Annotated in this window: 11 protein-coding genes; 5 read left to right on the plus strand and 6 right to left on the minus strand. The window is 62.0% G+C overall.

Features of this window, described 5'->3' with window-relative positions:
- The first annotated feature begins 216 nt into the window (after positions 1–216).
- The gene (locus tag CHB90_RS03350) at positions 217–552 is read left to right on the plus strand and encodes an Hpt domain-containing protein (protein WP_089276438.1); all 336 of its coding nucleotides are present in this window, start codon (positions 217–219) and stop codon (positions 550–552) included.
- Positions 553–564: 12 nt separating this feature from the next.
- On the opposite strand, the gene CHB90_RS03355 is transcribed toward CHB90_RS03350, so the two are convergent.
- The 3 genes from CHB90_RS03355 to CHB90_RS03365 are packed head-to-tail and all read right to left on the minus strand — an operon-like array spanning position 565 to position 3,383.
- Positions 565–1,380 (minus strand): SDR family NAD(P)-dependent oxidoreductase, encoded by an 816-nt coding sequence (locus CHB90_RS03355; protein ID WP_212591566.1) that lies wholly within the window; start codon positions 1,378–1,380, stop codon positions 565–567.
- Positions 1,380–2,606, minus strand: coding sequence for a threonine ammonia-lyase IlvA (gene ilvA / locus CHB90_RS03360; protein WP_089276440.1), 1,227 nt, complete (start codon positions 2,604–2,606; stop codon positions 1,380–1,382). Before ilvA ends, CHB90_RS03355 begins: the two co-directional genes overlap by 1 nt.
- A gap of 36 nt (positions 2,607–2,642) precedes the next feature.
- Positions 2,643–3,383 (minus strand): hypothetical protein, encoded by a 741-nt coding sequence (locus CHB90_RS03365; protein WP_089276441.1) that lies wholly within the window; start codon positions 3,381–3,383, stop codon positions 2,643–2,645.
- A 128-nt stretch (positions 3,384–3,511) separates the two neighbouring features.
- Between CHB90_RS03365 and CHB90_RS03370 the strand changes: the two genes are divergently transcribed.
- Both CHB90_RS03370 and CHB90_RS03375 read left to right on the plus strand, forming a co-directional pair.
- Complete coding sequence (locus tag CHB90_RS03370; protein ID WP_089276442.1) at positions 3,512–4,735, plus strand: argininosuccinate synthase; 1,224 nt, start codon at positions 3,512–3,514, stop codon at positions 4,733–4,735.
- 90 nt (positions 4,736–4,825) lie between these two features.
- Positions 4,826–5,107 (plus strand): SCP2 sterol-binding domain-containing protein, encoded by a 282-nt coding sequence (locus CHB90_RS03375; RefSeq protein WP_089276532.1) that lies wholly within the window; start codon positions 4,826–4,828, stop codon positions 5,105–5,107.
- 181 nt (positions 5,108–5,288) lie between these two features.
- Here CHB90_RS03375 and CHB90_RS03380 read toward each other — a convergent pair whose 3' ends face one another.
- Complete coding sequence (locus tag CHB90_RS03380) at positions 5,289–5,672, minus strand: DUF7282 domain-containing protein (protein WP_212591567.1); 384 nt, start codon at positions 5,670–5,672, stop codon at positions 5,289–5,291.
- A gap of 236 nt (positions 5,673–5,908) precedes the next feature.
- Between CHB90_RS03380 and msrA the strand changes: the two genes are divergently transcribed.
- Complete coding sequence (msrA, locus tag CHB90_RS03385; protein ID WP_089276444.1) at positions 5,909–6,559, plus strand: peptide-methionine (S)-S-oxide reductase MsrA; 651 nt, start codon at positions 5,909–5,911, stop codon at positions 6,557–6,559.
- A 6-nt stretch (positions 6,560–6,565) separates the two neighbouring features.
- On the opposite strand, the gene CHB90_RS03390 is transcribed toward msrA, so the two are convergent.
- Complete coding sequence (locus CHB90_RS03390; protein WP_089276445.1) at positions 6,566–7,438, minus strand: ribokinase; 873 nt, start codon at positions 7,436–7,438, stop codon at positions 6,566–6,568.
- Between the two features lie 65 nt (positions 7,439–7,503).
- Positions 7,504–9,759, minus strand: coding sequence for an NADP-dependent malic enzyme (locus CHB90_RS03395; protein ID WP_089276446.1), 2,256 nt, complete (start codon positions 9,757–9,759; stop codon positions 7,504–7,506).
- 137 nt (positions 9,760–9,896) lie between these two features.
- Between CHB90_RS03395 and mutS the strand changes: the two genes are divergently transcribed.
- Positions 9,897–12,506, plus strand: a complete 2,610-nt coding sequence (gene mutS / locus CHB90_RS03400; protein WP_089276447.1) for a DNA mismatch repair protein MutS — start codon at positions 9,897–9,899, stop codon at positions 12,504–12,506.
- The last annotated feature ends 41 nt before the right edge of the window (positions 12,507–12,547 follow it).

The raw sequence follows: 12,547 nt of genomic DNA on the forward strand, positions 1-12,547 counted from the left end.
TTTTCGAAATTATCCTGGTTCGCGACGTCTATACGCGGCAGTTTCTTAACGACCCTTGAATGGTAAAATACCGCCTATTCTCTTCGCGGGGCAGACCATTGCGAAAGGTGCTCTTTACCTCCCGGATTTATACACAGGCTGCCCGCAGGGTATCATTTGGCGCGGGTCATCGGTGGGGTCCGTCTTGCAATGGGGCCGGTATGATGGAGACAGGGTATGATTGACTGGTCACGCGTGGACGAATTGGTAGATGAAATCGGACCAGAGGATTTTGGTGAGGTTGCAGAGCTGTTCCTTGAAGAGGTCGAAGGGGCTGTTGCCCAGTTGGAGTCCAGTGAGGGCAATCCGGTTGTTACCGAGGAACAGATGCACTTCCTCAAGGGCGCATCGCTGAACCTTGGGTTCAAGACGTTGGCACAGATATGTCTGAAAGGTGAGAAATCCGCCGCCGCCGGCCATCCCGAGGCGGTCAGCCCCGCCCAGGTCCGCTCGATCTTTGAAGAATCACGCGACCAGTTCCAGAAAGGCCTGCCCGAACGGCTGGCCGCCTGACAGCGCGCCGCCTCAAATCTTGCGATGCAGCTCTGTCAGGTCGCGCGGCGGCCCTTCGGCAAAGGCATCGCGCCGAAGCCGTCGCATCCCGTCAATCCAGCGATCCATATCCGCCGCGCGCCTCTGGGCGTAGACTGCGGCCTCCGGGTGCGGCAGGATCAGAAATCTGCCAGCGCGCACGCCGTCGACCACCGACAGGGCCACATCGTCCGCCGTCAACACCCGGTCATGCGGGCGGTTGTCGACCCCTGTGTCGCCATATCCCAGCAGCGGGGTCGCCACGTAAAGCGGGCAAACCACTGAGACGTGGATACCCTCATCGCCGTGTTCGATGGCCAGCGATTGCGCAAGACTGACAGCGGCGTGTTTGCTGGCTGAATAAGGCGCATCGCCGATCTGGCTGAGCAAACCAGCGGCAGAGGCGATGTTGATCAACCACCCTTCGCCCCGGGCGCGCATTCCCGGCAGCACCAGCCGCGCGGCGCGCAGATGCGCCATGACATGCACATCCCAGCTGTCCTGCCACAGATCATCCGACGCGCTGCACGGGCCGTCGATGGCACCGCGCGCAAAACCGGCGTTGGAGATCAGCATGTCGATCCCGCCCAGCGCGGCCTCTGCCCGGCCGACAAGGGCGGTGATCTGGTCCGGGTCGCGCAGATCTGCCGGCGCGTGATCCGCGCCCACCGCATCGGCCACCTGTTCCAGCGCAGAACCCGCCACATCCGTCAGGAACAAATGCGCGCCATCCTGCGCCAGTCGAACCGCCAGCGCGCGGCCGATGCCCTGTGCCGCGCCGGTCAGCAGAACGCGCCGCCCGGCCAGCATCAGATCACGAACTGCGCGAGGATCTCATCCTCGGTGATGTCCTGATAGGTGAACCCATGCGCGTCCAGACTGCCGAAAAGTGTCTGGAAATTCTCCGGCGTGCTGGTTTCGATCCCGATCAGGACAGAGCCGAAGTTGCGCGCTGATTTCTTGAGATATTCGAATCGCGCGATGTCATCGTCCGGCCCCAACAGGCCAAGGAAATCCTTCAGCGCGCCGGGGCGCTGCGGCAACCGCAGGATGAAATACTTCTTGATGCCGGAATAGCGCTGGGCGCGCTCCTTGACCTCTGGCAGGCGCTCAAAATCGAAATTCCCGCCCGAGGTGATGCAGACCACGGTGCGCCCCGCGATTCCCTGCCCCAGATCCTGTAAGGCATCGACCGACAACGCGCCCGCAGGTTCCAGCACGATTCCCTCGACGTTCAGCATCTCGAGGATGGTCAGGCACAGACGGTCCTCGTGGATGGTCAGCGAATTGGCCAGGCCGACGCCTTTGAGCCGCTCAAACGTCCGCTCACCGATCCGGGCCACCGCCGCGCCATCGGCAAAGGTGTTCACCGACGGCAGCGCCACGGGGCGTCCCGCCTGCAAGGCTGCGCGAAGACAAGCACCGCCCAGCGGTTCGACAAAGGTATACTGCGACTCGGTCCCGAAATAGCTGATCATTCCGGCGGACAGGCCGCCACCGCCCACAGGGATGACAAGGTGATCGGGGGCACGGCCCAGCTGTTGTTCGATCTCGACCGCGACAGAGGCCTGTCCCTCGATCACGTCCTCATCGTCAAAGGGCGACAAGAAATGCCCGCCCTCGGTGGCACAAAACGCCTGCGCCGCCTTCAGGCAATCGTCGAAATAGTCGCCGGTCAATCGGATCTCGACCGCGTCGCCGCCAAACATCCGGGTCTTCTGGATCTTTTGCTGCGGCGTTGTCACGGGCATGAAAATCACCCCCTGCACACCGAAATGACGACACATGTAGGCGACGCCCTGCGCGTGATTGCCGGCGGAGGCGCAGACAAACAGCACCTCTCCGCGAGCCTTGCGCATGGCGTTGAACGCGCCGCGCAGCTTGTAGCTGCGCACCGGGCTCAGGTCTTCGCGTTTCAGCAGCACCTCGGCTCCGAAACGGTCCGACAGATGGGCGTTGCGCAATAGCGGCGTCGGTGGAAAGACGTCGCGCATGGCGGCCTCGGCAGCCCGGGCCTTATCCTTGAAATCAGTCATGTCCCTGCTGTGGCCCAAGCCCGGGCCGCGCGCAAGTCAGTCGATGTCGCGCCCCTCGACGCTGATCCCGTAAAGGGTGGTCAGAGCAGAGACACCGATCATCGTCGCAAACCAGCCAACGACAACGCTGTAGACTAGGTTGATCAGCGACTGGGGATCGGGATTCAGCCACGCAGGCAATTGCACCAGTACGCTGAAGAAGACCACGATCAGGGACAGGACCACGATTGTCCCATGTTCCTTGGCTGTTGCGGCCCAGGCTTCGCGCAGGGTCAACTTGCGGTCGATGGCCCCGGCGGGCAACATCACCCCGAACCGGAAAAACAGGTAAACGGCCAGCGCGACAAGCGCCAGCAACAGGGGCAGACCCGCGCCGGGGGCCGCAGCCATGACAATGTCAATCGGGATCATGGCGGCCACCACTGCCAGCGATACCAGCAGCGCGATCATCACCGACCGTCCAAGATAGGCCAACACCAAGCCACCTTGCCACTTCGGCAATGCGCCCTCGGGGATCTCACCGGTCAGAACAAACCTGTGCCATGCCACGGCAATCCACAGGCTGGCGACAATCGCAAGAAAGGCCGTTGCCAGAACCATCAGCGCCATGCCGGGACTGACAACCGTCTCACCAACGTCCCCTGTCGGCGTCGCCATCAGAATCAGCACCTGATTCAGCGCCTGCAAGGCGTAGAGAACCGCAGAGATACGGAACGCCACCTCCAGGTTGTTGATGACAATCCAGAAGGAGTGTTTGAAAACCAGCCAGCCGCGCATGGCACACCTTTTCGTAAATCCATTGGGGCAGGGGGTAGCACGCCAACCGCCCGCGTCAACGGGCCTTCCTTGCAGGCCCGCCGAAAACAGGCTAATCCGCCCGCCAAACCGCCCCAAAGGACAGATCCATGACCGCGCCCAAGAAAGTTGTGCTCGCCTATTCCGGTGGCCTCGACACCTCGATCATCCTGAAATGGTTGCAAACGGAATACGGCTGTGAGGTCGTGACCTTTACCGCCGATCTTGGTCAGGGTGAGGAACTGGAACCCGCCCGCGAAAAGGCCGTTATGCTGGGGATCGACCCGGCAAATATCTACATCGAGGACGTGCGTGAGGAATTTGTGCGCGATTTCGTCTTTCCAATGTTCCGCGCCAATGCGGTCTATGAGGGGCTGTACCTGCTGGGCACCTCCATCGCGCGCCCGCTGATCTCCAAGCGGCTGGTCGAAATCGCCGAGGAAACCGGCGCCGATGCCGTGGCCCACGGCGCCACCGGCAAGGGCAACGATCAGGTGCGGTTTGAGCTTTCCGCCGCAGCGCTGAACCCCGACATCAAGGTGATCGCACCTTGGCGGGAATGGGATCTGAACTCGCGCACCGCGCTGCTCGATTTTGCCGAAAAAAACCAGATTCCGATCGCCAAGGACAAACGCGGTGAGGCTCCGTTCAGCGTGGATGCCAACCTGCTGCACACCTCGTCCGAGGGCCGCGTGCTGGAAGATCCGGCAGAAGAAGCGCCCGAATATGTCCACCTGCGCACCGTGAACCCCGAGGACGCGCCCGACACGCCCGAGGTTATCGAAGTCACCTTTGAAAAAGGCGATGCGGTGGCGATCAACGGTGAGGCACTGTCGCCCGCGACGATCTTGACGCAGTTGAACGAATATGGCCGCAAGCACGGCATCGGACGTCTGGATTTTGTTGAAAACCGTTTTGTCGGCATGAAATCGCGCGGCATCTATGAGACCCCCGGCGGCACCATCCTGCTGGAGGCGCATCGCGGCATCGAACAGATCACGCTGGACAGCGGCGCCGGCCACCTCAAGGACAGCTTGATGCCGCGCTACGCGGAGTTGATCTACAACGGTTTCTGGTACTCGCCAGAGCGCGAGATGCTGCAAGCCGCCATCGACAAGTCGCAGGAACTGGTGTCCGGCACGGTCAAGCTGAAGCTGTACAAAGGGTCGGTGCGCTGCATCGGGCGCTGGTCGGACAACTCGCTGTACTCTGAGGCGCATGTCACCTTTGAGGATGACGCCGGCGCCTATGACCAGAAGGACGCCGAAGGGTTCATCACCCTGAACGCGCTGCGTCTGCGCCTGCTGGCGGCACGCAAGCGTCGGCTGGGGTGATCTGATATGACGTTACGCGGTGTCGCGTAACGTCACCCTATGTCTGCCTTTCGGTTTCACGCCATAGAGGGCATGAAACCGGAGGACACCATGACATTCGATGAAATCGCAAACCTGCTGCGCAAGGGTCTGGCGCACAAACCGCTGGACAAGTCGCTGAGTTTTGATTGTGGCGACGACGGCACTCTGCGTCTGGATGGCACAACGGTCGAACACTCCGATGCACCCGCCGACTGCACCATCCGCATTTCCCACGACAACCTGTCGAAGCTGGTTCAGGGCAACCTGAACCCGATGACGGCCTTTGCGATGGGCAAGCTGAAGGTGTCGGGGGATATGTCGGTTGCGATGAAGCTGGGCCAGCTTTTGTAGGCGGGGCCGCAGTCCGGGCCACCTAGCAACACGACGTGACCAAACAAAAATGACGGCCGCGCAGATCCGGAGCACCGGGGTCCGCGCCGCCGTTCACCGTACCCGAAACGCAGGTACGTCACCGCCGCATACTCGGCGGCGGTTGCCGGGCCAACTGACTGGCGCCAGCCCGGCTATGGGATCACTTGGCGGTGACCACGGTCATGACCAGTTCACCGTCCTGGCGGATCGGGCCATCTTCCTTGGCACCAAGGGTGTATTCAAAGATGCCGGTGCTCATGCCGCCGTCCTCGCCGTGCACCATCAGCATCAACATGTCGCCCGCCGCGACCTGTTCGGTCAGGATGGCGGTCACGTCCATGTTTTCGCCCTTGCGCAGCGGCGCGTAGCCGACAACGGGGCCTGGCTTCATATCCGCGCCGGTGCGGTGAACCACCAGCCAGCCATTGGCCGGGGCAACGATTTTCTCTGCCGAAACGGTGCCTTCGGCGACGGTCTGATCCATGGCCTCGACCATGGGTGCCATGCCGTGGCCGCCTGCGTAAGCGGCGCCGGCGAATGTCATCAAAGCAGCTGTTACAATCTTGAAAGTCATAAGTTTTCTCCCAGTCAGGTCGTGCGGCGCAAGCGGTCTTGCCAGCGCCTGGTGATCACAGTCACGAAAGGGTTTTCGGAGAAGTTTCGGTCGGAGTGAAATTTTTTAGCCAAGGTCACGCAACTCTCACCATCGGGTGAAGATGCGCTGCGCCGGATTGCCAGACAGGGAGGTCACAGGCAGGCTAAGGTGAAAGGAGATCTGCCATGACCCGTTTCACGTTTGCCCGCCCTGCCCTGTTGTCCGCCCTTCTGGTGCTGGGCCTATCCGCCCAAAGCCAACGCGCCGAAGCCGCCGAGATCATCGTCGCGGGTGGGTGTTTCTGGTGCGTCGAGGCCGATTTTGAAAAGGTTTCCGGGGTGAAGGAGGCCGTCTCAGGATACACCGGCGGCAAGACCGCCAACCCGACCTACAAACAGGTGACCCGTGGCGGCACCGGCCACTATGAGGCGGTCAAGATCAGCTATGACGCGGGCAAGGTGTCGGACCGTCAGTTGTATGGCCTGTTTTTCCGCTCCGTCGACCCGACCGACGCGGGCGGTCAGTTCTGCGATCGGGGCGACAGCTATCGCACCGCGATCTTTTACACGGATGCAGGACAGAAAGGGGCCGCCATTGCCGCCAAGGCAGAGGCCGAGAAAGCACTGGGCAAGAAGATCGTGACACCGATCCTGTCAGCCAAGTCCTTTTACCTCGCCGAGGATTATCACCAGGACTACTACAAGGGGTCGGATCGGGTTGTGACCCGGTTTGGCATTGTCAGGCAAAGCGACGCGTACAAGCGGTATCGCAAGGGCTGTGGCCGCGATGAGCGCGTCAAACAGCTGTGGGGCAGCGCCGCGCCCTTTGTGAACTGAGCGCGATTACCTGCCAAAGTCCCGAACATCGCGCAGGTCGGGGATCACGTCTGCGGTCCCCTGCCGCGTGACCATGATGGCCCCGGCGACCATGGCCTGTTCGATGGCCTGCGCCATCGGCATCCCGCGATCCAGACCGGCAAGCACATAGCCGGTAAAGGTGTCCCCTGCCCCGGTCGTGTCTACCGGCGACACCTTGATTGCATCAAAAATCAGTGTCTCCCCGGTATCGGTGTTGTGCCAGCGTGCCCCGTCACCGCCCAGCGTCACAATCACGTCGCGCACGGGTAAGGCCTCGGACGCGGTGCCGGTCGCCTCTTGCAGTTGCCGTGCCTCGACCTCATTCAGGAACAAGATATCCAGCAGCGGCAGGACTGCCTGCACGGCCACTGGATCAAAGGGCGCCGCTGCATAGGCAACCCGCATCCCCTTGGCCGACGCGATTTCAGCCGCTTCGCGTTGGCCATTGGTTTCATTTTGGGTGAGGAACACATCCGACGATTCGGCATCCTGCAACGCAGCGGCGATATGGTCGATCGGGATCGCCTGATTGGCCCCGGGATAGAGGATGATGTTGTTCTCACCCGCGTCATCTATAGCGATCAGAGCGTTGCCGGTGTCTTGGGATACTGTGAGAATATGTTGTGTATACACGCCGTATTCCGTCAGCCGGTCCACCGCCCAGACGCCATCGGCCCCAACCGCGCCGATATGCACGCAGCGCGCCGCCCCCCGCGCCGCCGCCACGGACATGTTGGCCCCCTTGCCACCCAAACCACGCTGAAAGGACCGCGCAGCCAGCGTTTCACCCGGACCGGGCAGATGGGGCACACGGTAAAACAGATCCGCGTTGATAGAGCCTAGATTGAAGATCGTCATGTCGCCTCTTCTCTCTGTGTACCTGGGCCAATGCCCGCCTGCGCCCCGGCCTATGCAATCTTGCCCTAGCTGATCTTGGCCGCTGCCAGCACCGCCATGTTCAGGATGTCATTGGCGGTCATCGAGGTCGAACAGATCTGGATCGACTCGTCCACCCCGGCAAGGATCGGTCCAATCACCGTGGCCCCGGCCATTTCCTGCATCAGCTTGACAGAGATCGACGCCGAATGGCGCGCGGGCACGATCAGGATGTTGGCCGGGCCTGTCAGGCGCTGGAACGGATAGTGTTCCTGCGCCTTGACGTTCAGCGCCACATCCACGGTCATCTCACCCTCGTATTCGAAGTTGACCCCGCGCCGGTCCAGCACGCGCGGTGCCACATGCATCTTTTCCGCCCTCTCTGACATCGGATAGCCAAAGGTCGAAAAGCTGACAAAGGCCACCCGAGGTTCCAGTCCAAGGTGCCGCGCGACACCGGCGGCGCGTTCGGCGATGGTGGCCAGATCCTCTTCGTCCGGCCATTCATGCACCAGCGTGTCAGAGATCAGCACAATGCGCCCCTTGTGCAGCAGCGCGGTCACGCCCGCCGCCCCATGGGCCGCGTCCGCATCAAAGACATGGTTGACCAGCTGCATCACATGCGCCGATTTGCGCGTGGCCCCAGTGACCAGCCCGTCCCCATGTCCATGCGCCAGCATCAACGCGGCAAAGACATGCCGGTCACGCGCCGCGAGGCGGTGAATGTCCTGCCGGTCCATGCCCTTGCGCTGCAAACGGTCGTAAAGAAACGCCTTGTAAGCCTCCAGATGGCGAGTGTTGGCGGCATTCACCACCTCCAGTTCGCGCACGGCGTCAGGCAGTCCTGCCTCTTCGAGTTTTTGTTTCACGTCCGATTCACGACCGACGACCATCGCCTTGCCCAGCCCGGAGCGCTGATACATGACCGCAGCACGCAACACGCGCGGGTCGTCGCCCTCGGCAAAGATCATCCGCGCCTGTGCCGCCCGGGCGCGGCTGTTGATCGACCGCAGGATGGAGGCGGTGGGGTCCATCCGTGTCTTCAGGTTGTGCTCATAGGCCTCGATGTCGACGATCGGCCGCCGCGCAGCCCCGGTTTCCATACCCGCCCGCGCGACCGCAGGCGGAATCCGGTGGATCAGACGCGGATCAAATGGCGTGGGAATGATGTAGTCCCGGCCAAAGGTCAGCGTCTTGCCATAGGCCAGCGCCACCTCGTCCGGCACATCCTCACGCGCGAGTTCGGCCAGCGCCTGCGCGCAGGCGATCTTCATCTCGTCGTTGATTGCGCGGGCGTGGATGTCCAGCGCGCCCCGGAACAGATAGGGAAAGCCCAGTACGTTGTTGACCTGGTTCGGATAATCGCTGCGCCCGGTGGCGACGATGGCATCCACACGGACCTCATGCGCCTCTTCGGGGGTGATTTCTGGGTCCGGATTCGCCATGGCAAAGATCACCGGGTTGTCTGCCATGCTGGCAACCATGTCCTGTGTGACCGCGCCCTTGGCCGAAACGCCAAGGAACACATCGGCCTGCACCATCGCCTCTTCGAGGGTGCGCAATTCGGTGGCCACCGCATGCGCCGATTTCCACTGGTTCATGCCTTCGGTGCGGCCCTGATAGATCACGCCCTTGGTGTCGCACATGAGGCAGTTCTCATGCTGAGCGCCCATGCGTTTCAAAAGTTCCAGACAAGCGATACCTGCCGCCCCTGCCCCGTTCAGAACAATCCTGACATCCTCGATCTTCTTGCCCGAGATATGCAGCGCGTTGATCAGCCCCGCGGCGCAGATCACCGCCGTCCCGTGCTGGTCATCATGAAAGACCGGGATGTCCATTTCTTCCTTGAGCCGCTGCTCGATGATGAAACACTCCGGCGCCTTGATGTCCTCAAGGTTGATGCCACCAAAGGTGGGGCCCATCAGCCGGACCGCGCGGCAGAATTCATCCGGGTCCTCGGTGTCCAGTTCGATGTCGATGCTGTTGACGTCAGCAAAGCGTTTGAAGAGCACCGATTTGCCTTCCATCACCGGCTTGGACCCCAGCGCGCCAAGATTGCCCAACCCCAGAACCGCCGTCCCGTTCGAGATCACGGCCACAAGATTGCCCTTGTTCGTATAGTCGTAGGCCAGTTCCGGGTTGGCGGCGATGTCCTCACACGGGACGGCCACCCCCGGCGAATAGGCAAGGCTGAGATCGCGCTGGGTGGTCATGGGAACGGTGGCCTGCACCTCCCATTTGCCCGGCGTGGGTTCCAGGTGGAAGGCAAGCGCCTCTTCACGGGTGAATCTGGCTTTGGTCATGTCCCCTCCATCACGCGGATTTTGCGGTTTTCCCCGCTCTTTGACAGCCTTAATGTCACGCGAAATCGTTGGGGGAAAGCTACGTGAGCGCTAACAAGAAGGGAAATGGAGCGGCGGAGGAGTCACCCGTCACGCCAATGATGGCGCAGTACCTTGAGATCAAGGCACGCTACCCCGATGCGCTGCTGTTTTACCGCATGGGCGACTTTTACGAAATGTTCTTTGACGACGCCGTGGCGGCCAGTGCGGCGCTGGACATTGCGCTGACCAAACGCGGCAAACACGCGGGCGATGACATCCCGATGTGCGGCGTCCCGGTGCACGCAGCTGAGGGCTATTTGCTGACTCTGATCCGCAAAGGATTTCGCGTTGCCGTGGGCGAACAGCTGGAAAGCCCGCAGGAGGCGAAAAAGCGCGGGTCCAAGTCGGTTGTGAAACGCGATGTGGTGCGGCTGGTCACACCCGGCACGCTGACCGAGGAATCGCTGCTGGAGGCGCGTCGGCACAACTATCTGGCGGCGCTTGGCCATGTGCGCGACGACTGGGCGCTGGCCTGGGCGGATATCTCGACCGGGGCGTTTCATGTGATGCCGCTGGGCCGCGCCAGGATCGGGGCGGAACTGGCGCGACTGGCGCCGTCAGAGGTTTTGGCCTCCGAGGGGGTCGCAGACACCCTGCGCGAGGTTCTGACCGATCTGGGACTCCACCCGACGGCATTGGGCGCAGCGTCTTTTGATTCCAGCGCGGCAGAGGCGCGGCTGGCCGCATTGTTCAAGGTGCAATCGCTGGCCGGTTTCGGAACGTTTGAGCGCGCCGAACTGTCGGCCATGGGGGCATTGGTCGATTACCTCGATATCACACAAAAAGGCCGTCTGCCGATCCTGCGCCCGCCGCGGCAGGAACAGGTCTCGCGCATTTTGCAGATCGACGCAGCAACCCGGCGCAATCTGGAACTGACCGAAAGCCTGCAGGGTGGGCGCGCAGGTTCCTTGTTGTCGGTGATCGACATGACGGTGACGTCGGCGGGTGCGCGGCTGCTGGAACGGCGCGTCGCCTCACCTTCACGCGACCCGGAGGTGATCAACGAACGGTTGGAGGCGGTGAATTGGGGCGTCGACGGCCCGATGGCCGACAGCTTGCGCGATGCTTTGAAATCCGTGCCGGATGTGGACCGCGCGTTGTCGCGGCTGGGTCTTGACCGGGGCGGGCCACGCGATCTGGCGGCCGTGCGCACGGCACTGGCACAGGCCGGGGTGATATCGGATCGACTGGCAGACGTGGCGCTGCCGGACTTGTTGACCCGCTCTGTCGCGGACCTCACGGGTCAGGAAGAGCTGTTGGCTCTGCTCGACGCTGCACTGGTGGCTGAGCCGGGGTTGCGGGTCAGCGATGGCGGTTTTGTGGCCACCGGCCATGACCCGGCCCTGGATGAGGCGCGGACCCTGCGGGACGAGGGCCGGGGGGTCATTGCCCGAATGCAGGGGGAGTATGCGAAAGAGACAGGCATCACCTCAATAAAGATCAAACATAACAACGTGTTGGGGTATTTTATCGAGACCACGGCCCTGCACGCCGAAAAGATGTACGCTCTGTCAGAGCGGTTTATCCATCGCCAGACCACCGCAAATCAGGTTCGGTTCACCACTGTTGACCTGTCGGATATGGAACGCCGCATCCTGAATGCAGGCAACGAAGCGCTGGAAATCGAACGGAGGATTTTCGAGGCGTTGCGCCAGGCAATCCTGAGCGCGGCACCAGTGTTGTCTGACCTTGCGCTGGGGTTGGCAGAGATTGACCTGTCTTTGGGGTTGGCAGAACTGGCGCGGCAGAGAGACTGGTGCCGCCCCAAGGTCGACAACAGCCGCGCCTTTGCGATCACCGGAGGACGCCATCCGGTAGTAGAGGCAGCCTTGGCGGCCAGTGGTGCACCGTTCATCGCCAATGACTGCGATCTGAGTGCGGAGGGGCAGGCGGCTGCGGTCACCCTGCTGACTGGTCCGAACATGGCCGGTAAATCGACCTATCTGCGCCAGAACGCACTTATCGCGCTGCTTGCGCAGATGGGCAGCTATGTGCCCGCGCAATCAGCGCATGTCGGTCTTGTCAGCCAGATCTTTAGCCGTGTGGGTGCCAGCGATGATCTGGCACGCGGGCGTTCCACGTTTATGGTCGAGATGGTGGAAACCGCCGCGATCCTGAATCAGGCGGACGACCGAGCCCTGGTGATCCTGGATGAGATCGGACGCGGCACGGCCACCTATGACGGGCTGTCGATCGCCTGGGCAACGCTGGAGCATTTGCAGGCCGTCAATCGCGTGCGCGGTCTGTTTGCGACGCATTATCATGAACTTACCACATTGGCGGGCAAACTGGACGGCGTCAGCAATGCCACTGTTGCCGTCAAGGAATGGGACAATGAGGTTATTTTTCTGCACGAGGTCCATGCAGGTGCGGCGGATCGGTCCTATGGGGTTCAGGTGGCGCAACTGGCCGGGCTGCCCGCGCCGGTCATCACCCGCGCGCGTGCCGTGCTGGAGGCGCTGGAAAAAGGCGAACGTGAGCGGGCGACGCCAAAGGCCCTGATCGACGATCTGCCGCTGTTTTCCGCAGCCGCCCGCGCACCCGAGCCTGTTGTTTCACAAGAAACATCCGCCGTAGAGGAAAAGCTGCGTGGGATTTTGCCCGACGACCTGTCGCCCCGGGACGCCTTGCAAGCACTTTACGATCTCAAGGATCTTCTGGATTGAACGTCAGCCCGCAAATGCAAAACGGGCGCACATGGCGCCCG

The sequence above is a fragment of the Antarctobacter heliothermus genome (genome assembly GCF_900188425.1).
Classification (GTDB): domain Bacteria; phylum Pseudomonadota; class Alphaproteobacteria; order Rhodobacterales; family Rhodobacteraceae; genus Antarctobacter; species Antarctobacter heliothermus.